The 25,103-nt window shown below is 49.3% G+C and carries 24 protein-coding genes; 10 read left to right on the forward strand and 14 right to left on the reverse strand.

Annotated elements, in window-relative coordinates; genetic code table 11:
• The first annotated feature begins 31 nt into the window (after positions 1-31).
• The 5 genes from mce (at position 32) to JNN12_16525 (ending at position 6,960) form a co-directional block, all read left to right on the forward strand.
• A complete protein-coding gene (mce, locus tag JNN12_16505) occupies positions 32-994 on the forward strand; it encodes a methylmalonyl-CoA epimerase (GenBank protein ID MBL7979941.1) in 963 nt (320 codons plus the stop codon).
• Positions 995-1,148: 154 nt separating this feature from the next.
• The gene (glpK, locus tag JNN12_16510) at positions 1,149-2,627 is read left to right on the forward strand and encodes a glycerol kinase GlpK (protein MBL7979942.1); all 1,479 of its coding nucleotides are present in this window, start codon (positions 1,149-1,151) and stop codon (positions 2,625-2,627) included.
• A gap of 48 nt (positions 2,628-2,675) precedes the next feature.
• Positions 2,676-4,892, forward strand: a complete 2,217-nt coding sequence (locus JNN12_16515) for a right-handed parallel beta-helix repeat-containing protein (GenBank protein MBL7979943.1) — start codon at positions 2,676-2,678, stop codon at positions 4,890-4,892.
• A gap of 104 nt (positions 4,893-4,996) precedes the next feature.
• Positions 4,997-5,209, forward strand: coding sequence for an FMN-binding negative transcriptional regulator (locus JNN12_16520; protein MBL7979944.1), 213 nt, complete (start codon positions 4,997-4,999; stop codon positions 5,207-5,209).
• Between the two features lie 209 nt (positions 5,210-5,418).
• On the forward strand, positions 5,419-6,960 hold the full coding sequence (locus JNN12_16525; GenBank protein MBL7979945.1) for a YifB family Mg chelatase-like AAA ATPase: 1,542 nt from the start codon (positions 5,419-5,421) through the stop codon (positions 6,958-6,960).
• Positions 6,961-7,109: 149 nt separating this feature from the next.
• Here JNN12_16525 and JNN12_16530 read toward each other — a convergent pair whose 3' ends face one another.
• Positions 7,110-8,651, reverse strand: coding sequence for a phosphatidylserine/phosphatidylglycerophosphate/cardiolipin synthase family protein (locus JNN12_16530; GenBank protein MBL7979946.1), 1,542 nt, complete (start codon positions 8,649-8,651; stop codon positions 7,110-7,112).
• A 222-nt stretch (positions 8,652-8,873) separates the two neighbouring features.
• On the opposite strand from JNN12_16530, the gene JNN12_16535 reads away from it, so the two are divergent.
• On the forward strand, positions 8,874-9,458 hold the full coding sequence (locus JNN12_16535) for a hypothetical protein (protein ID MBL7979947.1): 585 nt from the start codon (positions 8,874-8,876) through the stop codon (positions 9,456-9,458).
• Positions 9,459-9,552: 94 nt separating this feature from the next.
• On the opposite strand, the gene JNN12_16540 is transcribed toward JNN12_16535, so the two are convergent.
• The 12 genes from JNN12_16540 to JNN12_16595 form a co-directional block, all read right to left on the reverse strand.
• On the reverse strand, positions 9,553-10,191 hold the full coding sequence (locus JNN12_16540; GenBank protein MBL7979948.1) for a phosphoribosylanthranilate isomerase: 639 nt from the start codon (positions 10,189-10,191) through the stop codon (positions 9,553-9,555).
• 5 nt (positions 10,192-10,196) lie between these two features.
• Entirely contained in the window at positions 10,197-11,006 is an 810-nt protein-coding gene (trpC, locus tag JNN12_16545; GenBank protein MBL7979949.1) for an indole-3-glycerol phosphate synthase TrpC, read from the reverse strand.
• A 4-nt stretch (positions 11,007-11,010) separates the two neighbouring features.
• Positions 11,011-12,033: an anthranilate phosphoribosyltransferase gene (gene trpD, locus JNN12_16550; GenBank protein ID MBL7979950.1), complete on the reverse strand. Its 1,023-nt coding sequence runs from the start codon at positions 12,031-12,033 to the stop codon at positions 11,011-11,013.
• A 19-nt stretch (positions 12,034-12,052) separates the two neighbouring features.
• Positions 12,053-12,463 (reverse strand): hypothetical protein, encoded by a 411-nt coding sequence (locus tag JNN12_16555; protein ID MBL7979951.1) that lies wholly within the window; start codon positions 12,461-12,463, stop codon positions 12,053-12,055.
• On the reverse strand, positions 12,454-12,897 hold the full coding sequence (locus JNN12_16560; GenBank protein MBL7979952.1) for a hypothetical protein: 444 nt from the start codon (positions 12,895-12,897) through the stop codon (positions 12,454-12,456). The genes JNN12_16555 and JNN12_16560 overlap by 10 nt, the downstream gene beginning before the upstream one ends.
• Entirely contained in the window at positions 12,894-13,478 is a 585-nt protein-coding gene (locus JNN12_16565) for an aminodeoxychorismate/anthranilate synthase component II (protein MBL7979953.1), read from the reverse strand. The genes JNN12_16560 and JNN12_16565 overlap by 4 nt, the downstream gene beginning before the upstream one ends.
• Before the next feature lie 221 nt (positions 13,479-13,699).
• Positions 13,700-14,326 carry a YdeI/OmpD-associated family protein gene (locus tag JNN12_16570; protein ID MBL7979954.1) on the reverse strand — a complete coding sequence of 209 codons (627 nt, stop codon included), beginning with the start codon at positions 14,324-14,326 and terminating at the stop codon, positions 13,700-13,702.
• Between the two features lie 305 nt (positions 14,327-14,631).
• Positions 14,632-15,594 carry a hypothetical protein gene (locus JNN12_16575; GenBank protein ID MBL7979955.1) on the reverse strand — a complete coding sequence of 321 codons (963 nt, stop codon included), beginning with the start codon at positions 15,592-15,594 and terminating at the stop codon, positions 14,632-14,634.
• A gap of 73 nt (positions 15,595-15,667) precedes the next feature.
• Positions 15,668-17,386 (reverse strand): hypothetical protein, encoded by a 1,719-nt coding sequence (locus tag JNN12_16580; protein ID MBL7979956.1) that lies wholly within the window; start codon positions 17,384-17,386, stop codon positions 15,668-15,670.
• A 45-nt stretch (positions 17,387-17,431) separates the two neighbouring features.
• Positions 17,432-18,571 (reverse strand): di-heme enzyme, encoded by a 1,140-nt coding sequence (locus JNN12_16585; GenBank protein ID MBL7979957.1) that lies wholly within the window; start codon positions 18,569-18,571, stop codon positions 17,432-17,434.
• Positions 18,572-18,739: 168 nt separating this feature from the next.
• Positions 18,740-19,582 carry a class I SAM-dependent methyltransferase gene (locus JNN12_16590; protein MBL7979958.1) on the reverse strand — a complete coding sequence of 281 codons (843 nt, stop codon included), beginning with the start codon at positions 19,580-19,582 and terminating at the stop codon, positions 18,740-18,742.
• Between the two features lie 16 nt (positions 19,583-19,598).
• Positions 19,599-20,636 carry a YafY family transcriptional regulator gene (locus tag JNN12_16595; protein MBL7979959.1) on the reverse strand — a complete coding sequence of 346 codons (1,038 nt, stop codon included), beginning with the start codon at positions 20,634-20,636 and terminating at the stop codon, positions 19,599-19,601.
• A 95-nt stretch (positions 20,637-20,731) separates the two neighbouring features.
• Between JNN12_16595 and JNN12_16600 the strand changes: the two genes are divergently transcribed.
• The 4 genes from JNN12_16600 to menD are packed head-to-tail and all read left to right on the forward strand — an operon-like array spanning position 20,732 to position 24,515.
• On the forward strand, positions 20,732-21,316 hold the full coding sequence (locus tag JNN12_16600; protein ID MBL7979960.1) for a hypothetical protein: 585 nt from the start codon (positions 20,732-20,734) through the stop codon (positions 21,314-21,316).
• On the forward strand, positions 21,279-21,920 hold the full coding sequence (locus JNN12_16605) for a PorT family protein (protein ID MBL7979961.1): 642 nt from the start codon (positions 21,279-21,281) through the stop codon (positions 21,918-21,920). Before JNN12_16600 ends, JNN12_16605 begins: the two co-directional genes overlap by 38 nt.
• Before the next feature lie 55 nt (positions 21,921-21,975).
• Positions 21,976-22,761 carry an exodeoxyribonuclease III gene (xth, locus tag JNN12_16610; protein MBL7979962.1) on the forward strand — a complete coding sequence of 262 codons (786 nt, stop codon included), beginning with the start codon at positions 21,976-21,978 and terminating at the stop codon, positions 22,759-22,761.
• 11 nt (positions 22,762-22,772) lie between these two features.
• Positions 22,773-24,515 (forward strand): 2-succinyl-5-enolpyruvyl-6-hydroxy-3-cyclohexene-1-carboxylic-acid synthase, encoded by a 1,743-nt coding sequence (gene menD, locus JNN12_16615; protein ID MBL7979963.1) that lies wholly within the window; start codon positions 22,773-22,775, stop codon positions 24,513-24,515.
• Positions 24,516-24,829: 314 nt separating this feature from the next.
• Here the strand turns inward: menD and JNN12_16620 are convergent.
• Positions 24,830-25,103 (reverse strand): transposase (locus JNN12_16620; protein MBL7979964.1); only part of this gene is annotated, 274 nt, incomplete at its 5' end.

Consider the following 25,103-nt stretch of genomic DNA (forward strand, 5'->3'; position numbering starts at 1 on the left):
TTGGTGCGTTTATCCACTTATCCTGTAACACATGAAACTCGAGCATATTGGGATAGCGGTGCAAGACGTAAAAACCGTTGAAGCCCTCTATAACACGATTTTGGGGATTGTCCGCTACAAAACCGAAACCGTAGAACGCGAAGGGGTCCGTACCCATTTTCTGGCTGCCGGAAACGTTAAACTTGAATTATTGGAAGCCCTACACGAGTCTTCTCCTGTTGCCAAGTACCTTGCTTCGAAAGGGCAGGGCTTACATCATTTGGCATTTGAGGTGGACGATGCCGACGAAGCCATGCGTCGGTTGGTGGATGCTGGCTTCAAGCCGCTTGCCGAAGCGCCCAAAGCAGGAGCAGACGGAAAGCGCATTTTTTTTCTACATCCCAAACAAACACAGGGCGTTTTGGTGGAATTGTGCCAATCCACACCCGTATTCTTTGATTATACGGATTACGAAACAACTGGCGGAACCGTCCGAATGTGTGAACGCGGTGCTGTTTCCAATCCTGTACTATTGCTTCTCCCCAACTTAGATACGCCGTCCACGGATTGGGCGGGGCTTGTATTAACGCTGGAGCAACAATTTCGGGTGTTGGTCTTCGACCCGCAAGCGCTAACGGTTGGAAAGATAGAAAACACCCTCCGACAACTCCAGTTGGCAGATGCTTATGTGGTTGCAGACTCCGAAACCAGTGTTTTGGCGCTGGAGGTGGCCCGAAACCAGCCCAAAGCCATCCAGAAAATGGTGCTCTACAATTTTCCACTATCCAAAGTCGGTACGGCATTTTTAGGCCAGATCCAGCATCCGATTTTGTTGGCCTGCGACGATACGCACCCAGAAGCCCCCCACCTTTTTTCGATAAAAAACCTTGTTCCATCGGTCGAAATCGCTGTATTGCCTGCTTCAAAGACCTGTTCGTCGAATTCAACCACATCCCATTCAACCCTCTCGGTATTATCCGATTCAGGTTTCATAAAGTGGTGGTGCAATTCGTGAAACCTGTGGGTTTGGCCTCCCAGCCAGCCCACTTTATGGGGGATGTCCGACCGTTGTGTGGACATCCCTTTTTTTATGGGCATGGGTGGAAAACTGAATCGCTTCGTCCAATGCAGACGTATCTTTCCCTCAACAATAACCTATTAGAAACCCCATGTCGCGATTTATCCTCGCCTTAGACCAAGGAACCACCAGTAGCCGTGCCATTCTTTTTGACCGCAGCGGCCAAATTCACGGCGTAGCCCAACGCGAATTTAAACAGTTTTTCCCGCAGCCGGGCTGGGTGGAACACAATCCGATGGATATTTGGGAATCGCAAAAACGGGTGATGGAGGCCGTTACCTCCGGTATTGCCCCCGAAGAAATTGCGGCCATAGGCATTACCAACCAACGGGAAACCACTTTGCTATGGGACCGCAAAACCGGAAAACCCCTCGGTCCTGCCATTGTTTGGCAAGACCGTCGTACAGCATTCATCTGCGATGAATTACGGGACTACGGCCTCTTGTCGCTCTTTCGAGAAAAAACGGGCTTGTTGCTGGATCCCTATTTCTCCGGAACCAAGCTCCGCTGGATGTTGGATACGTGGCCAGACATAAGACCACGCGCCGAGGCGGGCGAATTAGCCTTCGGAACAGTGGATACATGGTTGCTTTGGAACCTTACAGATGGGAAAGTTCATGCGACCGATGCCACCAATGCGAGCCGAACGTTGCTCTATAATTTACATACGGGTCAATGGGACGATGAATTACTGGATCTATTGAAAATTCCGCACGCCCTCTTGCCTGAAATTCGCACCAATGGCGAGGTTTTTGGGCATACGGGTCTTTTGGGTGGCTTCACACCCATTGCGGGAATTGCCGGAGACCAGCAAGCCGCCCTCTTCGGACAAGCCTGCCACCGAAAAGGCATGGCTAAAAATACCTATGGAACGGGCTGTTTTATGTTAATGAATACAGGAGAAACCCCTGTTGTTTCCGAAAACAACCTAATTACAACAGTAGCTTGGGAAATGAATGGCTGCCGGACTTATGCCCTCGAAGGGAGCGTATTTATTGCCGGAGCCGTTGTACAATGGCTTCGTGACGGACTCGGTATCATCCAAACTTCGGGCGAGGTGGAACAATTGGCCGCCGAAGTGTCCGATACCGAGGGCGTGTACCTGGTTCCGGCCTTTGCGGGCTTGGGTGCGCCCTATTGGGACCCCTATGCACGCGGAACCATTACCGGACTTACACGCGGAACCAAAGCCGCTCATTTGGCACGGGCGGCACTCGAAAGCATGGCACACCAAACCTGCGACCTACTGGAGGCCATGCAAGCCGATGCCGGATTTGCACTCGAAGAATTGCGTGTGGATGGCGGTGCGACCGCCAATAACTTGCTTTTGCAGATTCAGGCAGACTTACTCCAAAAGCCCGTCATTCGTCCCATTGTCACCGAGACCACGGCCCTCGGAGCTGCTTTCTTGGCGGGTCTTACGGTTCGATTCTGGCGCAATACCGACGAAATTGCCGAACTATGGGCCACCGATAGACGGTTTATTCCCATTGCGTCGCCACAAAAAGTGGCTGAGAGCCGTGTAGGTTGGGCCAAGGCCATCGGACGGTCGCAAAACTGGACAAATTAAAATATTCACACATAAATATTAAGGCCCTATTAATCCATTGTTATCCATATGAAACGCTTTGTTTTTCTACTTTGGTTATGCCTTCCCTTTGCGACCTTTGGACAAAATACCTTACAACAAGGTCAGGTCATTAGCCGCTCCGTTTCTTTTTCCGGTGGGGTTTATGATTTTTCCGGGGCAAAAAACCTCGACTCGCCCGTACTCACCATTACCGGAGAGAACCTCACCATAGACTTTGGCGGGGCCATACTGAGGGGAAGCCCCAACGTAAACCGTCCGGATTCATTTGGAGGATTGGGGATTCTGATTAAGAATGGCAAAAATATCCACCTAAAAAACCTCGCCATCCGTGGCTATAAAGTGGCCCTCATGGCAGAGAATGTGGAAGGGCTGGTACTGGAAGACCTGAGCCTGAGCTATAATTATCGGCCCAAACTCAAAAGCCAGCGTACCCGCGAAAACATAGATGATTGGTTGTCTTTTCACCAAAACGAAAAGGATGAATGGCTGAACTATGGCATGGCGCTTTACCTAAAAGACTGCCAAAAACCCACCATCCGACGGGTGGAGGCCCAAAATGGCTTTAATGGCCTGATGCTGATGCGGGTGAACGATGGTTTAATCTATAACAATAACTTTTCCTTCAATTCTGGTTTGGGGATTGGGATGTATCGTAGCAGTCGGAACCGCATCCTACACAACCGCTTAGACTGGAATGTGCGGGGATATAGTCACGGGTTTTATCAACGTGGCCAAGACTCGGCAGGGATTCTCATTTATGAACAATCCAACGAAAATATTTTTGCCTACAACTCGGCCACACACTCCGGCGATGGGTTTTTCCTCTGGGCCGGACAAAGCACCATGGATACCGGACAAGGCGGATGTAACGACAACTTGCTATATCGGAACGACTTTTCTCATGCGCCCACCAATGGCATAGAAGTGACCTTTAGCCGGAGCATCATCCTCCAAAATCGCATCCACGAGTGCGATCACGGCATTTGGGGAGGATACAGTTTTGAAAGCCTCGTCCAAGGAAATGATTTTGCGGATAACCGCATTGCCATTGCGATTGAACACGGGCAATTCAATAATATTCTAAACAATTCCTTTCAAAGAGATCAAACCGCAATCCGGCTATGGCAAAGAGAAAAAGAGCCAGAAGATTGGATTTATGCCCAAAAACGCGACACTAGAAACCGCCACTACCACATGACAAGCAATCGTTTTACTGGACACAAAACCGTATTGGAGGTGGAGCGTGGACAACATTTGCGGTTCTACAACAATAAGGTAACGGCATCCGAGCGCTTCGTTTCTGTGAAAAACGCAACTTCTGCAGACATTCTGGTTTATGGGAATGGCTTAAGCGAGGTGGCCCAATGGGGTACAGGTTTAGAAGACTGGCAATCCGAAAATAAAATCAGTATCGCGGATTTTTCCGCTGATTTGGGTCTAAAAGGACTGCGCTTGCCCAATCCCCTATCCGACGGTATGGATGCCATGCTCCCTGCCAATCATCCAAGAGGCAGAAAATTTATCCTGATGACGGCCTATGGCCCGTATAATTTTGGGTATCCACATATCCGCTTAGACTCGCTTTCAGGGGATGTGTATCGGTTCTCTGTCTTGGGGAAAGCGGGACAATGGCGGGTACAATCCATCAGAGGACTCAAGAATTTATCGGCACAAACAGGTCGTTTTCCGGCTGAAATCACGGCTGAGCGGGCATCTGGTAACGAAGTAGCCATCACACTGGCTTATACTGGGCCAGCGTTCGAGACGGCTTTTGGAGAAGTTGTTTCAGCCAACCAAATCCATTTGTTTGAAACGCGCTGGATCGAGCCGGCGTGGCGTTGGGACGTACATTTCTTTGCCTACGATGAGGCTTCCCATCCGCTTAAACATCCCGAAGCTTTCCGGCAAATTTTGGATAGAAAACCCATTCGGAGCATCCAAACCCGCGACTTAGGCTACAATTGGTGGCGTTCTCCCGAAAATGATGCGGCCATTCCACCCGATCGCTTTGCAACCCGTGCAGAAACCACTTTCGATGCAAAAGGGTCGTTTAATTTGCAAATTACCTCGGATGATGGTGTGCGGGTTTGGCTGGACGATAAGCTAATTCTGGAACGCTGGGACATCCATGTGCCTACCACCGATGTTGTGCCAGTCATTTTGAAGGGTAAACACAAGCTACGTGTGGAGCATTTTGAAGGCGGTGGGTTTGCTTGCCTCGATGTTCAGTTGGTGGAGCGGTGATAGAGAAAAGGCAGTCGGAACAAATGCGTCATCTTTGGTTTTCTTTTTTGCCTTGAATGTTGTCCTGCCGCGCCCTATTAGGAGTGACATAAAAATATGATTGAATGTACTTACCTGCATGTTTTGAAGAAAACCATATAGAAGACCTTCATCGGGTCATAACCGAGTTTCCACTTTGGGCACTGGTACTCCATGGGCCAAATGGCTTAGACGTCAATCATCTCCCATTTGAGTCGAGGTTCCATACGGGTGAACAATGGGCACTTACTGGCGCATATTGCCCGTGCAAATCCTATTATTCAGGGGACAAAAGGTGACATGCAAGAAGAGGCTCGGATGAAGTACTTGTTGGGCATGGGCGACAAAGGATTGTTAGGTGCCGTTGTCTAAAGATGCAAAAGGGATAAGGAGTTTGAGGCCGTTTAACAAAGGTTTCTTTTTACACCGTGCCTTGGCGCTCAGGTTATGAAACGCCCTGATCCGGTGTCTAACCGAAAATTTGACCAGACATCCAATCCCCAATCCCATGCTTTCCCACGTTTGGAGCAGTGCCGTACAGGGCATCTCTGCCTTTCCCATTGAGATTGAGACCAATATTGCCAACGGACTTCCTCGATACACGGTTGTCGGGCTACCAGACGGAGCCGTCCGTGAAAGCCGCGACCGCATCTGGGCTGCTTTAAAAAATGCAGGACTCGAAACACCGCATGGCGCTATTACCATCAATTTAGCACCAGCAGACGTCCGAAAAGAAGGTGCGGCCTATGATCTCCCCATTGCTTTGGGTCTGCTTGCAGCACACGATGCCCAAATTCCACAAGCGCAATTAGACACCTGTTGCATTTTGGGCGAATTGGCACTGGATGGTGCGCTCCGGCCTGTAAAAGGCGTTCTGCCTATTGCCCTTCAAGCCCGTAAGGAAGGCCGGACGAATCTGCTATTACCGGCTGAAAATGCCGCAGAAGCGTCTGTGGTAGAGGGGATCAGGGTTTTTCCGGTTCAACACATCCGTCAGGCATTTCAACACCTCACTGGACGGGAGGAAATTCCGGTTTTTGAACGAGATTTGGGCGCACTTTTCGAGGAAGCCCAAGTCTATGCGGTAGATATGTCCGACGTTCGAGGACAGGAAAATGTAAAACGTGCCCTCGAAGTAGCGGCTGCCGGAGGACATAATGCGCTGATGGTTGGCCCTCCGGGGGCAGGAAAAACCATGCTTGCCCAACGCATCCCAACCATTTTACCGCCCCTGACCTCCGATGAAGCGCTGGAAACCACCAAAATTCACTCTGTAGGCGGGAAACTCCGCGCCAAGCACGGATTAATTGCCACCCGACCCTTCCGCGCACCCCATCATACCATCTCCGATGCTGGGCTTTGTGGCGGGGGCTCCAATCCTTTGCCCGGTGAGATTTCGCTGGCCCACAATGGTCTTCTGTTTTTGGACGAACTTCCAGAATTTAACCGACAAGCGCTAGAGGTCTTGCGGCAACCACTGGAAGACGGACACATTACAATCAGCCGGGCACGCTATACCGTAGATTATCCCGCACGGTTTATGCTCATTGCCAGTATGAATCCTTGTCCGTGTGGCCACCTGAACAACCCTAAACGGGAGTGTACTTGCTCGCCGCATCAAGTACAACGTTATCTCGCCAAGATTTCTGGCCCCCTGATGGACCGTATAGACCTGCATATTGAAGTGTCTCCGGTTCCGTTCGACGAGTTGCATAGCCGCACCGTCTCCGAAAGTAGCGCCGCCATTCGGGAAAGGGTGGAAGCTGCGCGTGCAATCCAACAAGAACGATTTCGGGGAGAGATGGGGGTTTATTGCAATGCCCAAATGGGCGCTCGCCTTGTCCGCAAACACGCCGAGTTAGACACCACAGGAACGCAACTTATTAAAATGGCCATTCAGCGACTGGGACTTTCCGCACGAGGCTATGATCGGGTGCTGAAAGTGGCCCGTACCCTCGCCGATCTCTCTGCAAGCCCGCGTATTCAGGCAGAACACGTGGCTGAGGCCATCCAATACCGATCCTTAGACCGTAGTCGTTGGCAAGGTTAATGTTATGAGATGCTTATTCTGCCAAGACATGAGCGTGCGAGCCAAGAGCGAGAAACACTTCCTCCAACGCATGTCTGAACAAGGGGGCACAAGCAATCTCTTAGGCTTTCTGGATACCTTTCAGCACCAAAAACCAACCCATGAAGTGGTCAAAACTGGCTCTCGGCAACGGCTACCCCGAAATGTAAAAACAATACTTTAAACCATTGTTTTGCAGACCTAAGCCGCTCGCGGGCATCGGCACCATTCATATTCATCGGTCGGGATTGGGCCAAGCGTTCGTAGAGATGCCTGCTTACATGTTGTGCAAAAATGGGATTATTATGGACAATAATCGCCATTTCGGCATTTAAACGACGGATTGAACGCGGGTCGAAATTCATCGTCCCAATCCAGGTATCGCGGTTATCTACCAAAATGGTTTTGGCATGGGTGGTCCAAACGGCATGTTGCGAAAATGTGGAGTCCGGCAATTGGTTCGTCGGGATATTACCATAATAGAGCCATACACCCATTCCATCACGACCCAACTCTTTGGCCCGCCACTGGGTAAAGGTGTTGGGGGCAAACTCGTTGGTAGAAGCCCGGCTATTGGTCAATAACCGGACTTTCACCCCGCGCCTCATCCATTCTCGGATCATGCGTTTTTCTGCTTTTTGCGGAATGAAGTACCCATTTTCCAGCCAAACACTATCGCGTGCGGTACGCATAAAAGGATATGCCGCCAAGCCCGTGACATTGGCATTCGGATGATGAAAGTCTGGATGGTCAGAAATAAAGGAAAGTGTATCTACAACAAAAACAGGTTCTTGTGCATTTTGTGCGATAGCAATTTCGAGAACACGGCTACGCAAATACCGATCGCGCTCATTGGGTGTAATGAAGTGATGTGCATACTTTTTCTTCTCGGCATACACTGCCTGCAACGCCAGAAAACGGCTCTTGTCGGTCATTCCAGCATCCGTAGGGGGCCAGAAAAGCCCGGTTTCGTCGGTTGAGTCCGGAATCAATGGTTCGCGACTCAGCGTATGTGGATTAGGAGGAAGTGGCCATCTGGGTATTTTGACCCGATTACTCTGCCAATACATCTCGAAAACTTCGGCCAGCGCACGTAAGCCGGGGCCTCTGATCCATAGTTCGCGGTCGTCAAAATTAAACGCATCGCTCATATCAAAATAGTGGTTCCCGATATTGCGCCCGCCCGTAATCGCTTCTTGCTCGGTCATAAACAATTTACGATGATTCCGATGGGTGATGTTCCGGAGGTTCCAGCCTGGATTATAATGCCGGACTTCTATCCCATTTTTGATCAGCTCAGAGACGTGGTAATCATCCAGCATAACCCATACTGGCGGCGGGGAATCTAACAACAAACGGATGCGCACATGGGGGTCTTTTCGCTTTTTCGCAATTAAGGCTTGTGCCACCATTCGCCCAGCCTCATCGGTATAATAAATAATGTATTCCAGCAAAATAAAACACTGCGCTCGTTCGATCATGTCTAAGCGTAGTTGCATGGCCAATGCCCCTTCATCCACCAACCGGATGTGGTGCGGCCCCGCCACAATCTGGTATAAAGCCGAGTCGTCTCTGCGAACAAGGGATTCGGCAGGGCAATTGGGGGAACCCTGGCCCATGCCGGGCATGGTACAAATCAGCCCCAAAATCAGTCCTACAAGGGTTTTCTGCATGTGCATCGGTGATAGGTGGTTAAACTTCATAAGATACTCTAATAAAGAACGATATTGTATGCCGTTCTTGTATCAAAACATCCGATTGGTTTCGTAGGGCGTTTGATACAGCGCCTAATGATTGGCTTGAAGTGCGGAATTTTTTGCCAGACACTCCGAAAAAATTTGTATCTGTTTTTGCAATAAGCTATATTACACACTTCTTTAACATATGTAAATGATATGACTCAGGAATGGATTCCCAATCTTCTGACCCTTGCTACGGGTGTTTCTATTGGCCTGCACATGGCCGACTGGGACCACAAGTTGCCTTTATTGGACCATCGTTCTTTCTGGACTCATGGCATGATTGTGCCGATAACCGTTTGGTGGTTATTGGTTTCGGGGTATAGCATTGCTGATCCGTATTTTGAAGATGCTAAACTAAATGCCGAAGACTGGTCGCGGTTATTGCGTTTTTTTGGATTGGGCTTTTTTCCTGGATATGCCATCCATATGTGTTTCGATCTGTTTCCGAAAAAATGGCAGGGAGGGGCGCTCATTAAGTCGCCTTTTGGGGTTTTTCCAATGGCAGGTTCGTTTATTTGGTTGCTTTGTGGGCAAATTGTGGCCAATTATCTGGTATTACGGCTTGTACGGACACCCGCCGAAGCCTTGCTCCTGGTGGTGGCCAGTGCCTTCTTGTTCCGGTTCTATCGCAAAAAAGAAGACACCCGTTGGCGACCTGTGGCCATGATGGTGGGTGTACTTGTGTTTTTAATTTGGGTTGAACCGCCTTTTTGGTGGGATCCAATGTGGCTTAGGTAGCATCATTCATTTAGGACTCAATCCTTCGATTACTAATTGCTTTTCATACGTACATTGCTATGACTGTAATGACGAGCCTTTTCTCAGAATCTGATCAGCGTTCTTGATCTTGGATGCTAGCCCACAGGTTGAAAAATGCATCTACCTTATCGAAATCCTTGATTCCGGGCTTTTCTTCGAGGCGGGAAGAAAGGTCTAAGCCAAAGGGCCGGACGGTTTCTGCGGCGTTTTGTGCGTTTTCGTAGGAAAGCCCACCCGCCAAGAAAAGTGGGAAGTTTTTTGCCAGTTCGCGGGCAATTTCCCAATTAAATACCGCACCAGTACCACCAAACTCCCCTGCACGGTGTGTATCCAACAAGAAAAAAGCCACTTGCCCTCTATAGGACTCCATTTTTCTTCCAAGGCTTTGTGCTGTATCGTCATCTGATACGCGAAAGCCCTTGATAACGGGTCGCTGGATTTGGCCGCAGTCTTCTGGCGTTTCGTCGCCGCTAAGTTGGACATAGGTAAAACCTGTTTTTGCTACTTCCCGATTGATGGTTTCGGGATCGGTATTGACATAAACCCCCACCGTTTCGGAGCCGCCTATCCAATCCACGATTTCTTTGGCATCGTTCTCCGAGATGAACCGTGGACTTTTGGGGTAGCGAATAAAGCCGAGGAAATCTGCGCCAGCGGCAGCACAATAGCGGGCGTCGGGCAAATTGGTAAGACCGCAGATTTTGAGTTTCATGGTTTTTAGGCAAGGATTGTGGATTCGAGCAGGGTTTGGGTGTCTTGCAAGAGCTTTCGGAGGGCATCTCCCGGTTGGGTTGCCCTCATAAAGGTTTCGCCAATTAGTACCGCATCTATTCCATTTTGGCGCAAATAAGCCAAGTCTTGTGGGGTACGGAGGCCGCTTTCCGCAACACGAACAATTGGTGCGGGTACTTGGGCAAAAACCCGCAGGCTTTGGTCTAAGTCCACTGAAAAATCGTGTAGATTTCGGTTGTTTACGCCCACCACCTTCACTTGATCTAAATCCAATTTATCCAATTCGGAAGGATCATGTACTTCTACTAGGCAAGAAAGGCCCAATTCGTCCGCCAATTGGTGTAAGTCGAAAAGCAAAGCTTTGTCTAACACGGCAGCAATCAATAAAATGGCATCCGCCCCCCAAGCTCGTGCTTCATAGACCTGATACGGATCTACCATAAAGTCTTTACGGAGGAGGGGTAAATCTACCGTCCGGCGGACATGCTTCAGGTATTCCGGCGAACCAAGAAAATATTTAGGCTCCGTCAGTACCGATAGGGCGTGTGCGCCCCCATGTTTGTAGGACAATGCCAATTCTTGAACCGGAAACTCGGCGCGGATCAATCCTTTGGAAGGCGAGGCTTTTTTAATTTCCGCAATCACGGTGAGGTCAGGCTTTCGTAAGGCATATGCCAAAGAAAGGGTAGGCGCCCTAAAGTGCGAACTTCGTTCTAAATCATCCACTGGAATCCGCTGCTTCCGTTCGCCCACCAACAGACGGGTATCTTCAATAATACGGTTTAGGATGCTCATGAAATCAGTCAGGGTTAACGAGGTGGGAGGCACGGATGAGGGCGCTCAACTTCGCTTGTGCAGCCCCACTGTCTATGCTGGTTTTGGCCGCGACAAAGGCCTGTTCCAGATCGCCCACTTGTCCAGAGACGAAGAGAGCATATGCCGCATTCAATAGTACAATTTCGCGATGTGGTCCTTTTTCGCCAGATAAGATCGCTTTCAGAATCCGGGCATTTTCGGTTGCATTGCCGCCTTTGAGTTGTACAGGATCTACCCGTCGAAGGCCAAACTGCTCTGGGATAACGGTTTTGTGCCATAGGTTTTGCTTGGTCGTGTACCCAAAAACATCTGTTGCCGTAGAAGTCGAAAATTCGTCTAAGCCATCGTGTGCATGAACGGCTATAACGTTTTCACTTCCCAATCTCGCCAAAATTTCGGTCATGGTATGGGCTACTTCTTTGCTGAATGCCCCCACCAATTGCCGCTTTACCCGTGCTGGATTACAAAGCGGACCTAAAATATTGAAAAATGTCCGAACGCCCAGTGCCCTCCGCACAGGCATGACGTGCCTTAGAGCGGGATGGAACAACGGGGCAAAGATGAACGCAATTCCCACTTCGTCTAAACAAACCTCCACGGCTTCTTTGCCCAACTCGGACTTCACGCCTAATGCCTCCAATACATCTGCCGAACCAGACTGGGAGGAAACCGACCGATTGCCGTGTTTGGCTACGGTCACACCAGCCCCTGCGCAAACAAATGCAACCGTGGTCGAGACATTAAACGTGCCACTTCGGTCGCCGCCCGTACCGCAAACGTCTATCGTATTCGGATCGTTTACCTGTACGGGTATCGCATATTCACGCATCACATGGGTAAAGCCTGTCAATTCCTCGATGGTTTCGCCCCGGCTTCGGAGCCCCAATAAAAAGGCGGCTGTTTCGATTTCGGTGGTTTCGCCCCGCATCAACAAGTGCATGGCATCCTCGGCCTCGTGTCGGCTTAGGGCTTGGCCCTCGGAAATGGCCGTGAGAAATGGTCTCATATAAAAGTAGGTCTTAAGGTTATTTTTCCGGATTCCGATGGGCTGGCCGGACCATTCTTACGTCCTCTAAATCCAATTGGAATGGGCAATCAACATGTTTACAAAATTGTCCTTTTGAGGATATTTTACCACGAACAATTACCTCCATCCACATCCCAGAAGCCTCTAGGATGTCTTCGCGGTTGGTTCCATATAGGTGCTTCAACGAGTCTTTGGAGGCAGTAAACACGCGAATGCGTGCCATTGTAAACCCCCCATCTCCGGCTAAAGACCAACGTTCTTCTGGAAATGGTGCAGGGATGAAGTAGCTGAACATTTTGCTGTTATACCAACCGCGTACCGTAATCGTTTGACCGGGGCGCGGATGAAACGAGCAAGACACCTCCCAAAGGGCAAGCAGTAAGAGAGGTAATTGTCGGGCTATGGCCATTTTTCGTGCTTTTTAGGGAAAACAAGGCGAGTCATTTTAAAAGGCTTTCCTGTAAATACCCGATCGAACGTGTTTTGCGGACCAAACCCGCCCTCTTGTTTGTGGCCCGGCATACCCCGATACGTTATTTCTAAAAACCCGCCGGAAAATCCGAGCATCATTAGGTCTTCAGCTGCCCGTTGGGGGTTCTCTTCTCGCATGGCCTGTACCTCTGGCAGGATACTGGTCTCCACCAATTGGCGATACCGTTGTTTAAAGGTGTCAGATGTTGGTGCTTCAGTCATCCAACGCTCATCAGGAAAGTCCTTGGGGATAAAATAAGACGGATACCCGCCGCCATAATATCCCTCATAGGCTCCATAACGTCCTGACGGATCGCCACCGCATCCAAAAAAGCTGGTGAATCCGAAAATGGTAACCCAAATCAATCTCATACGGTTCTCAGTATGCGTTCTACCCAATTTTTAATAATTTTACCGCCGCCCGATTGCAGCGTGAGGATGCTTTCAGGATGAAACTGAACGCCTTCTACCGGGTGCATTTTGTGACGCAGGCCCATAATGGTGCCGTCTTCCACCCATGCGGTTACTTCCAAAGCGTTCGGTAATGATCCTCTATCTACCGCCAACGAGTGATAACGGGTGGCTGTAAGTGGATTTGGAACGTCCTGGAAAACGCCCGCATTTTGGTGAAAAACCGGACTTGTTTTGCCGTGCATGAGAGTTTTCGCGTATGTCACCGTTCCGCCATACGCCTGCCCAATTGCCTGGTGGCCCAAACAAATACCCAACATCGGAATTTCTGCACCCAAAGAGTGGATCAATTCTGGCATAACCCCCGCCTCTTCCGGGCGTCCTGGTCCGGGCGAGAGCAGTATTCCCGCAGGTCGAAAGGCCCGAATCTCTGCCAATGTCCATTCATCGTTTCGGATTACTTCTACGTCTGGAGTAATGGCGCCTACTAGATGCACCAAGTTATAGGTAAAACTATCGTAGTTGTCAATAAACAAAATCATACATATAGGTCGGTTTAAGATGCGATAACCCAATGCCAAACTACAACACAGAACCGCTTCCGTTTTATAATTCGGTATGGACTTTGGGAGGAATAAACGCCCTGGTATTCTTGTATGCGTGTTTTTAGTTTAATAGGTCTTATGAGGTGCGGAGGATGGTTTTGGGCATCCTGTATTTACGATGTCCCAAGCCCTATAAGCTAATCTCTTTAAAATCGTGTTTAGTCCATTATCCCCTTACCTTCGAGAATTTTATGAATGTATTTATCAATTCTTGCTTCGCGGGTTTTGGTTTGTTTGGGAGCCGAAAAATGAATGAGATAGCCCCGTTGTCGCCCTGGCGTTAGGGCACGGAAAGCTACCTCCAAGTCCGGAAATGCCTGAAATCGGTTGATTAATTCTTCCGGGAGGTCATATGCCTCAATGGATTTTAATGGTACACTTAGATTTGCTTTTTCTACCCCGATGGCCTCATAAAGATAGGCTTTTAGTATGTTCTCTTGTGCCAAAATTTGTTGTGTATGCGTGAACCGGATAATGCGGGCTGCCTGTGATTGATCGCCAGGCTTTTGTAAAAGCCCGGCTTCGTCGCGCAAGAGCGCCCCTTTAAAAAAACTCAACACGCAGCACTCTTTGAGGGCACTGATGAGGACAATGTTTTTCCCTTCATGGGTATAACAAGGGACGCCCCACTTACGCGTTTCGGCTAAACCACAATGGCGCACGATGGTACGTAATAGGGCCAACTCGTGCGGCCACTTATGGACTTTGCATTCGGGCGTAGCCGCCAGAGGGCATCGGCCGCACCCTTCTTCAAAGTAGAGGTCAACTTGGGGGTTGCTGTACATGGGTGACTTTAATTAAAGTGGGCAAAGGTGGTGAATCCGAAGAATTTATAGATTAACGTTTGTCATCCCAACAACAGGCGGAGAAAAGGTTGTCGTAATGGGGTGGCTATTTCATCGTCTAATTATGAACGTTCTACAAAGTGGTGACAGTGGTTATCAAGAATGGTTCCTGAAAGCCGAAAATAAGCCTTATTACCAGACGGAAGAAATGGTTTGTAGGCTTTTCTGAAAAAAAAAAGATACACAAAATAACCTAAAAGTGCTATGTTATGACCTAAAATATGATAGCTATTAAGTATGGTTATTTAGTGTCCAATTTTGGTCAGTACCCACGTTTTTTGGACTGGGTCGTATCGAAAGGTATAAGGCGTTTCTTGGCGTTCGGAGGGGGCAATGAGGTTAAAGTAAAACTCCACGCCGCTAATTGTAATATCCCCGTTTTCGGCGATGCGAATTTTCCGTGCGCGGTCATCTCCTCGTGTGCCAATGCCCTCCAAGGAGAGTACAAACTCCGGCTTCCCGACAAACTTCCCATCCGATGCCAACTCCACCATATAAATTTCTGGCGTTCGGGCTTCACCATAGATCATCCGTTTTTTGCCTTCAAAGGTGAATACCCCGACGCCAAAGGCGTCCACATCCGGTATTACATCTAGAATAGTGGGTTTTTCTCCTGTCTGTATGGCATATATCCTTCCGCGCTCGTTTGTGCGATCCGAGCCTTGTACCGAACTGGCATAGATGATACCGATTTCGCAATCATAACCCATGCCGAGTACGCCATATGGATTTTGTTCATTGGGTTTATAAATAGTCGGAAGGGTGAAGTACGGCTTTAATTCTGCCGAGTTGGGATCCACCCGATATAGCATATTTTGCTTGGATGGCTTATTGCGGTAGAGGTTGACAAATGGCAAAGGTGCAAGAAAAATATTCCCGCGTGGGTCTATAACCATCGGGCCAAAATATCCGGCGGTCTTCCAAGAAGGATGCTGATAGATGTTAGGTTTCTGTTTTGGATTGGGAGGCGTCGGTGCGTTTGGCAGGTTCACTTCGGTATAAATCAATCCTACGTACTGCATATTGGAGGTACTGAAGGCCGAACGTAGTGGATCTATGCTGGTACTTCGGGTGAAAGCAGGCGAGCGCCGACAATCCGGTTGCCCTTTTGCCAGAGAAGCGGTTGGTTGTGTTCCTTGTGCAAGCAAGGGTGTTATGGTGGCAATCATCCCCACAATTCCGAGTAGGCTATTCAGCAGATGCTTCATGGTGTAAGGGTATATATTTATTGCAGATGGATTACTTTTTTGTATGGTTTGGGACGTAAGTCGTTTTTTATGGTCATGGCTTCAGGCCGAGTGGTACAAAGAGCGGTCCGGAAAGGCACGGATAGGTGCGTGTGGCATACACGCCTTGTTCGTTGATGTAGCTGTCTGCCCAACAAAATTCACGCCCCGGTGTGTCATCGTTCCGAATTTGAGGCACATACCACATCACCAACGGAGCTTTACTGATGGCCTCTGGCGGTGACATAAACTTCTCTGGCCCCTGTTGATGGTCGCTATTGCAACAAGGCCCGATGGTGATCAGGTCCGAGTCACCTTCGTCTTTTGCCGGATTGCGTTTGGTTACAAAGACATAAGCGTTATCACTTCTTTTGTGCTCGTAGAGTTGCCCGCTGTTTGCCGCCATGTAGAATCCGTTTCCGGTGGCATCCTGAATTTTATACTGATACCCTTCCTTTGTATAGGTGGTGGAAGGTTTTTGGAGTTGCCATTTTTCGGTTTTCCAAGTCATCCACTTGCCATTCCGCCACTCGGAGAAGGTAAACGGTTTGGCAGGGAATGCAATGCGTGTTACCGGGCGGTAAGTTCCATTGTTGCCACATCCACGGCCATGATTGGCCGCAGAGACACGGAAGCGGCCATCGTTATAGAACTCGAAGCGTTGTTGATATTTGTAGTTGCAGGCTTGCGGCCACAATTCACTAAAGAAATCCTGTACAATGGTAAATCCGACAGATTGGTTGTTTTCTATTAGGTCACTTACCAATGGCGGATCTATGGCTATGACGGCGGCTGTGCTGAAATAGGGGCAACCTATGGCGTCGCTGTATCCAAAGCCCTCTGGCTCAGAATAACTCACATGCCAGTCCACCAATTTGGCACTGTCTATAACAGGCTTACCCTTGAATACGGCATTCGAAACCTGAAGTCCGTCGGAACTGGTGATGATATAGTTCATTTTCCAGCCATTGCGTTCGATGGAAAGTGGCAGGGTGCAGTATTTTTCGGTGATTTCTTCGTTTTGGAATTTGCGCTCGGTCATTTGTGGCGTGGGGCCAGGTGTTCCCACATTCGTCCATCGCACACCCACCAATTTCATCTCGGTCAGGTTTACAATAGCCCAGAGGGCACGATCCCCTTTTATGAACGTAGGAGCCACACAGAGGTGTTTCGAGCGTTCACAACGGGTTTGGTTGAGGGCCGTTTTGGTGTCGGACATCAACGCTTGGTCGGTGCTTGGTTTAAATCCCAGCGCCGCCGCTACTTCTGGCGCATTGACCGCAATTTCTAAGGCCACGTCTTTTAGAAACGTCGGAATATTGGGCTGCGCCTGATTCATTATATAACCGTCCAACATGGCATTACTGGCCGTATGTACCAAACCAACCGTCGTAATATTGAGTGGATAGTTATACATTTCTACCCTAAAGCAGGTGCCAGAGGCACAAGCAGTTGTAATTTGTTCCGAGCGAAAATCGGTGGGTCGTGCCTGATAAATCCCGAAGATTTCGTTACGAAGCGGTTTGTTGGTGTCTTTTTCGAACAAGTTTTGCTTAAAAAACGGATGCTGGAGGGCCACATCTTGGGCGAATTGTTGCTGCGCCGTTAGGTTTTCGAGTTTAATGACCGGAACGGAACTTTGGAGGGCGGTGGCAATTTTTGCTTGGGCTTTGCGCAGCAAGGTGGTTTGCGTAGTATCTGATTGGGCTAAGCCTGCCTGGGATACCAAGAAGCATCCCAAAACGGTGGCGATAAGCAGTCGAATCGGTTTCATGTATGTTGAGATTGAACAAATGATAGATTGAACAATTGATAGAGATCAATATTTTCCGACGGTGGGTGGGTGTTCCCAGATGTCTGGAGGGCGCAAAAAGTCGGGATTGCGCAAAACGGTCGAGTCTGTAAGGGCACGCAGGAAGGCCAATAGGTCTTCGCGCTCGCGTTTGGTTAGGGCGAAGGGCTTCATCTTATCGCTTTTGTGCGGATTGTTTCGTCCATCGCCCGCATAAGGGCCGGCAGTGACATTCCGTCCGGCCTTTTCAAAGAAGGTTAGTACTTCTTCCAACGTTTCGATGCTGCCGTCGTGCATATAAGGCGGGGTGAGTTCCACATTTCGCAAGGATGGGGTCTTAAAGCGTCCGCGGTCTTCTGGCTTTTTGGTAAACGTATAAAGCCCTTGGTCATAATCGGGGTAGTCTCCTTTTCCACCCACATTATACAGCCCGATATTGTGGTAGCCCTCGGTCTCGGCGTCGTGGCGGTTATCGGTGAAATACGGTGTTGGGTGGCAAGTTGCGCATTGAAGCCTTTGGGAGTTAAAGAGCCGTTCACCACGTCGTGCGGCGGTAGTCATTGCCCGTTTCTCGCCACGTTTAAAACGGTCATAAGGGCTGTTAAACGAATTGAGTGTGCGGACGTAAACACCCATTGCAAGCAACGCATTGTCCCAGCGCATTGGATCTGAATCCTTAGGAAAGGCGCGGGCAAACAAGTCCCGATAGGCTTCGGACTTATTCAGCCGCGCTTGTAAAACGGTATCCGATCGTTCTATGGCCATTTCTGGCGGATGTTGGTTGAAAAGGGGGCGCTCAAATTGCTTTTCCAGACGGACTAAATCCGGATTGGCCCAATTAAAATTTTTATAGTAGCGCACATTGATAAGGGTGGGCGTATTTCGGGATAAGACCTCGGCATGTAGGCCCAAGCCTCGGCGATAACGATCTACAAAAGCCAAGTTAGGATCGTGACACGTACCACAAGATTTTGTCCCACTGACCGAGAGTTGGCGCTCGAAAAACAAATATTTTCCTAAAATATACCGCGCTTCGTTTCGGGCACTACGGGTGGGTTCGGAAGCAATTGGGGAAAACCAAGCCAAGGAAGCCCATAATCCGGTTAATAAAATTAACCACAGTATCCAAAGTCGTAGGAGAGGTGTGGCAGTATGTTGCGTAGCCATAGAAGTACAAAATGGGATGAACCAAAACAGCAGTTGGCAGGGTCCGCAGTTGTCACATCAATGATTTGGGCATCATATCGGGCCTTGTCGTGCTATGTATATTCAAAAAACCTACCAAAAAGATACCCAAGGCCGTGAAGAACGCGCCAAGTTGTGTCTGGAACGATTCTAAAATTCTTTTTCGTACACCATTGTAGCGGTCTTTCGTGCCAGCACCAAAACACCTGTTCCTTGCGGGTTCTTTGTCGAGACATCCAACGCATTGAGGATCAAGCCAATTGGCAGTACAGCAAGGTAATAAACAGGCAAAAACACAATAAAAAAACGGCTTTTGCCCAATATCTTCATGGGGTATTTGAGCAATAAACGCCATGCCAGCGAGCCAAAGCGACCATAGGTATAAACCGATCGGAACGGCGTTAATCCAGCACGTTCTAGTTTTTCGTGGAGTTCCTGAAGGTTATATCCGTCGCGAACATGTTCGCTGATAAAACTCTCGCCCTCAATCTCGGCATCAGAGCCGCCAAGGTCGGAGGGTGTATTGATCAAGACACAACCGCCTTCATCGAGCGCGGCGGCAAAGTTCCGAAAAACAGCCTCATCGTCCTCTATATGCTCCATGACATCCACCGAGAGGATAAAATCAAACCGCTCTTCGGGGTGAAAGTCTGTTAGGTCTGCCCATGTCCACCGGACTCTTTCGGCATGGGCTGTTTGGTTCATAAAGCGCTTGGCATTGGCCAAATAATCGTGTTTCACATCCACCGCTAGAATTTGTGCCTGTGGAAACGTTCGCACCAAAAACCACGCATATTGTCCAAAACCCGTTCCAGCATCCAAGATGCGGAGTGGTTTATAGGCAGGCCATTGGACAAAGGTTTGTCGAATGTGTTTTTTTACGTGCCAAGTCCGGAGGAATACCGTATCCAATCCGGCATAAAACAGGCGCTGGAGCAAGGGACGTTGGCTAAAAAACGCCCCCATTCGGTCTTTTATCGGGTCATAAAACATGCAAAGCAGGGTATGTTTAGGTCAAGGGCACCGATTCTTGCAGGACATCCTGCATTTGTCCTAGAAGCTGGCCCAATTTCTCACGGAGCTCCGTAGGTTCGTCTATCCGGACACTTGTTCCAAACTGGAGCAACCAATTGGCAATATAATCTAAGTTTTCAAAGTAAAAAGTCACCGTTTTATCGGTCTCGTTGGTTCGTTCTTCTTCTATCCGGGCGGGAATCCGACGTCGGGCATGGGAATATATTTTTTTGTGAAATCGTAAGACAATTCGTCTTCGTCGCCCTAAGCCCTTTTCCTCCAGATAGGCCTGAAGGTCAAAATCGGCATGGGAAGAGAAGCGCTCACTCATGGGATAAACTTCTTCCATCTGATCCAATCGGAAGGAGCGAATGTCTTTACGAAGATGGCAATAACCCACCAAGGTCCAGTGATCCGAGTAATAAATAATGCCCAGCGGATCAATGCGGCGGCGCGTCGTTTCGTCTCGGCTGGCCACGTGGTAGCGCACAAAAATGGGGTTTCGATGCGCAATGGCTTCCGAGATTTTTACCCACTTTCCGGTATCTTCATCGTCTTCCCGAGCATGGGTAACGGTATTCAGCCAATAAGGGTCCAAGACCGTCCGGTTCAATATGCGGTCTATATACTCCCGAATACCTTGGGGCAAAATGGACTTGATCTTAACGGATACTTCGTCGGCATCTTTTTTCAGAGAAGCATCGGTCTGAAGTTTGACGAAATTGGTACCAAGTAACAAAACCGCCGCTTCGCGTCCTGTCAGCATCAAAGGAGGAAGTTGATAGCCCTCTAAAATTTCATACCCACCAGAATCCTCGGCATATGTAAGTGGAACGCCTGATCTTTCAAGGCTTTGTAGGTCTCTAAAAATAGTCCTTCGGCTTACCCCAAAATGTTCTGCCAAGTGACGGGTTGTCATGTTGGGCTTGCCCTGAATCAGAATAAGCAGGGCAAACAGGCGATCGGTTTTATTGAGCGTCCGTTCTTCGAGGGAGGTTTTTTTTTCGTCGGCAGGGTCGCGTCGGGCGAACATAATGGCGGTTTTAAAAAAATCGTAAGCAGTTTATACAACAAGATACCGTATTTTAGCCCCAATCGTTCCTCCTTGTCTCATAAATTAGCCTTATTATGAACGCACAGCACCTCTATAAAACCCCTGTCCGGTATAATGAACGGTTGATGGGCATGTTTGGCGCCACGATGGGCGTCTTGGTGGGTTTTTTTGTACTCAGCCTTGTTTTGGTACGCTACAAATTGTTTATCGTTCAGGAAGTGATTCGGCCCATTTTTAGTGTGCTCAGTTTTTTTGTTCCTACACTTGCCGTTATAGGGATTGTATCATCCCTTTGGGTTTTTGCCCACGTTGTGTCTTCGGCCACCCGATACCCCAAGCTATTGGACAAATTGGACATATATGAAACGGCCAGCATTCTCCGTTGGACCCTTTTATGTGTCCCGATGGCTTTTTCATTGATCGGCTTTTCGCTGACAGGCCGGCGTCTGTTTCAGTATCTTTTTGGGATATTGCTCCTGTTTTTGGGCGCCGCATACCCCAGCCGGAAAAAGGCCTCGGCCTATCTCCGGCTTTCCTACGACCATCATGATATTATTTTAAATGACGAATTCCCCTTACAAAATGCCGATCAATTTGAAGACGAACCAGAAGAAACGCCGGATGCGTCTGCGGTTGTTGCCCAGCCTATTCCGCATTAACCTCCTGATCGGTTTGGGGTTGTTTCAGACGGCAACAGCACAAGAATATGGCATTGGCGCCAGAATAGGACTTACCCAAACCCGTTTTTGGAACGATCCAGATACCGAATTCTCGGCTACCACACGCCAAATGGTGGGGTTGATCCTCTACCATCAATCCAATGACCGACTAGGGTTTCAGGCGGAAGCCCTTTATTCACCCAAGGGCGCACAACTGTACGACCCTACGCTATTTCCCGATGTAAACCTCTTCCGGTTTGATATGGTGTATCTTGATGTACCTGTGATGGCGGTTGTGGATCTATTGCCCGATGCCAAGGTGGCGCCCCAGATTCATTTTGGTCCACAGATTTCGTTTTTGATGGATGCTCGCACCAAAGCCGGCGTGAAGGGGCAGGCGGGATGGCTCGAAGACAATGCCGATGAATCCGTGCGCTCCATAGACATCGGAACCGTGGCTGGGGTGGGTGCTCGCTTCCGGCGCGGGAGCCATATGTGGATGCTGGATGCCCGTTATAGCCTTGGGGTTTTGGACTTGGTGAAAAATGATAGTAACCCGAAACGCAATCAGGCGTTTTCCGTTTTGGTGGGCATTATGTTTTAGGTGGTCCCCACCTTTCCCACTTACACGTTTTCCACTTACACGTTCGCCGCTATTTATGTCTGATACAAAAAAACTCTTCTCTTGGAATGTGAACGGCATACGCTCGGTTGTCCAAAAGGGCTTTGCCGAGTGGCTTTTCCAGACCTCGCCCGATGTCCTCTGCCTGCAAGAAATCAAAGCAACCGAGGCGCAAGTTCCAGCCACGGTCCTCCGTCCCGAAGGCTGGCACACCTTTTGGCACCCCGCCCAGAAAGCCGGCTATTCCGGAACCGCCCTCTTTACCAAGGAAGAACCGGAAAGCCTACAAATGGGCTTGGGCAATCCAGATTTTGATACCGAAGGACGCACCATTACGGCGTGGTTCCAGAATTTTATTTTGGTCAATGCCTACTTCCCAAGTGGTCGCCGCGACCTGAGCCGTGTTCCGTATAAATTGGCGTATAACCAAGCCTTTTTAGACCATGTGGACCAACTCCGTGCCAGCGATCCGCGTCCGGTCATCTTCTGTGGAGATGTCAACATTGCCCATCAACCCATAGACCTGGCACGCCCCAAAGGAAACCAAAAAACCTCCGGATTCTTGCCGGAAGAACGCATTTGGGTGGATCACTTCTACGAGGCGGGATTCCGTGACACCTTCCGACACCTACACCCGAACCAAGAAGGTGCTTATTCGTGGTGGTCTAATCTGGCCGGGGCAAGAGGCAAAAATATTGGTTGGCGGATAGATTATTTTTTTGTGGAAGAACGGATATTGCCCAATATCTCGGATGCATTTATCTGGCCAGATGTTTTAGGCAGCGACCATTGTCCCATAGGGATTGAAATCGCCGGAATTTAGCGAAACAGCTTATGGAATACACCCTAAGCACTGCAAGACTCAACCAACTTTGGGCAGAACTGATGGTGAATGAACTCGTTGGGAGTGGCATTGATCATTTTTTTGTGGCCCCCGGATCGCGTTCTACGCCGTTTGCGGTTGCGATTGCCCGCCACCCAAATGCCCAAAAAACCGTGCATCCAGACGAACGTGGTACCGCTTTTGCTGCGCTGGGCTTTGCCCGTGCCACCGGAAAGCCCGCCGTTTGGGTAACAACCTCCGGAACCGCCGTGGCCAATGGTCTGCCTGCCGTTGTAGAAGCCTCTAATGACCGCATTCCCATGCTTCTACTTACGGCAGACCGTCCGCCAGAACTTCGCGAGACCGATGCCAACCAAACCATCCGCCAGATAGGCATCTTTGGCACCTTTACCCGTTGGGCATTCGATATGCCCTGCCCCGATGCGGCCATTCCGGCACAAATGGTGCTTTCCACAGTTCGGCACGCCATTTCCCAAAGTATCCAAGAAAAAGGCCCCGTTCACCTAAATTGTATGTTTCGCGAGCCACTGGTACCCCAAACGGCTTCTTTCGATCATGCAAGTTATCTGGCCCCCCTTGCGGATAGGACACCCATGCCGGCATTACCAATCTCGGCGAAGAGGCCGCTCGATTCTATGCCGTTTTGTGATCCCGCCAAGAAGGGTCTCGTGATTTTGGGACAACTTGGCCCACACGATATAGCGGTTTCAACGTGGTTAGACCGTCTTTCGGTGCTCAACTGGCCCATATTGCCAGACATTGGATCTCAATTCCGCTTGGCCGAACACCCACATTTGATCCATTATTACGACCAACTCTTGCTTGCTCGGTCGTTCTCGGAAGCACACAAACCCGAAGTGATTTTGCAGATCGGAAGTCGGTTTACCTCCAAACGGCTCCAAAAATGGATCGAAACCATTCGCCCTCAAACCTATGTTGTGGTAAAAGACCATCCCCACCGAAGTGATCCGGCGCATTTGGTAACGCAAGCTGTGGAGGCAGATCTCAATGCCTTTATCCACCAGTTATCCACATCTTGTGGACAAATACCCACTTCTTCCCCAGAGTGGCTAAACCTTTGGCAAGCGGCCAACCAAAAAGTGGGAACGCTCCTCGAACAAACTTTAGACGATAAACCAGAAAATCTTTCGGAGCCATTGGTAGCACGTATCCTTTCGCGGTTATTGCCCGAAGGCCATACATGGTTTTTGGGGAACTCTATGCCCATCCGCGATGCCGATATGTATGCCGCCCCCGCCCCCGCTTCGGTGGCTATCGGAACCAACCGTGGGGCAAGCGGCATTGATGGTTTGGTGGCCTCGGCGATAGGATTTGCCATCGGGCGGCAACAACCACTCACGCTCCTGATTGGCGATGTATCGTTGCTGCACGATCTGAACAGCCTGCTTATGGTGCGTAATAGCTCCGTTCCAATAACGATCGTGGTGATTAATAACGACGGTGGCGGAATCTTTTCCTTCCTGCCCATTTCCGCCGAGGCAGACGTTTTTGAACCCTACTTTGGTACGCCACATGGCAGATCGTTTTCTTATGCGGCCCGTTTTTTTGACCTGCCTTATGCCTCGCCGCAAACCACAGAAGCGTTTGAATCTGTTTATCAAAACATGACGGCTTCGGGTCAGTCGGGGCTAATAGAAGTGGTGACCGATCGCCAAGAAAATGTCCACTATCACAAAATACTTCAGGATAAAATTCTGGCGGCAATTGGCTAAGGTGCTGAAACCAGAACTTTCTTTGAAAATCTTCAAAAACGATTTGGTGTAAGTGGTTTGCTGGTAATCGCTTGGCGTAGGTGGGGATTTTTTGGCACTAAACTTCATTAGATGCACAAAGCTTAAATGTAGCACTTCACTGTCATAGAAGCACTACCCCGCTTTTGCAACACGGCTGTTAGTGGCTGGCTTTCTTGTCATTTCGTAATCCACTTTGTCAATTTTGATAATAATGTCGGTTTAGGATTTTCATACGAATATGACTTAGTTTCAGAGTTGTAAAAAGAGTCTTTTACTTTGACATGGTCCCATTTTCACGGACACAGCGTTAAGTTAGAAAAGTAGTGTTCCTCGAACTTGTCGGGGCAAAGATACCCCAGTGCCGAATGCCTCCTTTTCGGGTTGTAGTAGCACGCTATGTAATTGAAAATTTCCGTGTAGGCATCTTCAAAGGTATCAAAAATTCCGTCCTGCAACAGTTCGCCCTTGAGCCTGCTGAAAAAGGACTCTGCGAAGGCGTTATCATAACAGTCTCCCTTGCGCGACATGCTCTGCCGGTAGCCCCGCTTGGCCAAGTGCTTCCTGAAT

It is taken from the genome of Bacteroidetes Order II. bacterium (genome assembly GCA_016788705.1).
GTDB lineage: Bacteria > Bacteroidota > Rhodothermia > Rhodothermales > UBA2364 > UBA2364.

What these genes read in the sequence shown, in the direction of transcription:
- mce (MBL7979941.1), top strand. Translation starts at nt 32, where the DNA reads ATGAAACTCGAGCATATTGGGATAGCGGTGCAAGACGTAAAAACCGTT.
- glpK (MBL7979942.1), top strand. Translation starts at nt 1,149, where the DNA reads ATGTCGCGATTTATCCTCGCCTTAGACCAAGGAACCACCAGTAGCCGT.
- JNN12_16515 (MBL7979943.1), top strand. Translation starts at nt 2,676, where the DNA reads ATGAAACGCTTTGTTTTTCTACTTTGGTTATGCCTTCCCTTTGCGACC.
- JNN12_16520 (MBL7979944.1), top strand. Translation starts at nt 4,997, where the DNA reads ATGTACTTACCTGCATGTTTTGAAGAAAACCATATAGAAGACCTTCAT.
- JNN12_16525 (MBL7979945.1), top strand. Translation starts at nt 5,419, where the DNA reads ATGCTTTCCCACGTTTGGAGCAGTGCCGTACAGGGCATCTCTGCCTTT.
- JNN12_16530 (MBL7979946.1), bottom strand. Translation starts at nt 8,651, where the DNA reads ATGCAGAAAACCCTTGTAGGACTGATTTTGGGGCTGATTTGTACCATG.
- JNN12_16535 (MBL7979947.1), top strand. Translation starts at nt 8,874, where the DNA reads ATGACTCAGGAATGGATTCCCAATCTTCTGACCCTTGCTACGGGTGTT.
- JNN12_16540 (MBL7979948.1), bottom strand. Translation starts at nt 10,191, where the DNA reads ATGAAACTCAAAATCTGCGGTCTTACCAATTTGCCCGACGCCCGCTAT.
- trpC (MBL7979949.1), bottom strand. Translation starts at nt 11,006, where the DNA reads ATGAGCATCCTAAACCGTATTATTGAAGATACCCGTCTGTTGGTGGGC.
- trpD (MBL7979950.1), bottom strand. Translation starts at nt 12,033, where the DNA reads ATGAGACCATTTCTCACGGCCATTTCCGAGGGCCAAGCCCTAAGCCGA.
- JNN12_16555 (MBL7979951.1), bottom strand. Translation starts at nt 12,463, where the DNA reads ATGGCCATAGCCCGACAATTACCTCTCTTACTGCTTGCCCTTTGGGAG.
- JNN12_16560 (MBL7979952.1), bottom strand. Translation starts at nt 12,897, where the DNA reads ATGAGATTGATTTGGGTTACCATTTTCGGATTCACCAGCTTTTTTGGA.
- JNN12_16565 (MBL7979953.1), bottom strand. Translation starts at nt 13,478, where the DNA reads ATGATTTTGTTTATTGACAACTACGATAGTTTTACCTATAACTTGGTG.
- JNN12_16570 (MBL7979954.1), bottom strand. Translation starts at nt 14,326, where the DNA reads ATGTACAGCAACCCCCAAGTTGACCTCTACTTTGAAGAAGGGTGCGGC.
- JNN12_16575 (MBL7979955.1), bottom strand. Translation starts at nt 15,594, where the DNA reads ATGAAGCATCTGCTGAATAGCCTACTCGGAATTGTGGGGATGATTGCC.
- JNN12_16580 (MBL7979956.1), bottom strand. Translation starts at nt 17,386, where the DNA reads ATGAAACCGATTCGACTGCTTATCGCCACCGTTTTGGGATGCTTCTTG.
- JNN12_16585 (MBL7979957.1), bottom strand. Translation starts at nt 18,571, where the DNA reads ATGGCTACGCAACATACTGCCACACCTCTCCTACGACTTTGGATACTG.
- JNN12_16590 (MBL7979958.1), bottom strand. Translation starts at nt 19,582, where the DNA reads ATGTTTTATGACCCGATAAAAGACCGAATGGGGGCGTTTTTTAGCCAA.
- JNN12_16595 (MBL7979959.1), bottom strand. Translation starts at nt 20,636, where the DNA reads ATGTTCGCCCGACGCGACCCTGCCGACGAAAAAAAAACCTCCCTCGAA.
- JNN12_16600 (MBL7979960.1), top strand. Translation starts at nt 20,732, where the DNA reads ATGAACGCACAGCACCTCTATAAAACCCCTGTCCGGTATAATGAACGG.
- JNN12_16605 (MBL7979961.1), top strand. Translation starts at nt 21,279, where the DNA reads ATGCGTCTGCGGTTGTTGCCCAGCCTATTCCGCATTAACCTCCTGATC.
- xth (MBL7979962.1), top strand. Translation starts at nt 21,976, where the DNA reads ATGTCTGATACAAAAAAACTCTTCTCTTGGAATGTGAACGGCATACGC.
- menD (MBL7979963.1), top strand. Translation starts at nt 22,773, where the DNA reads ATGGAATACACCCTAAGCACTGCAAGACTCAACCAACTTTGGGCAGAA.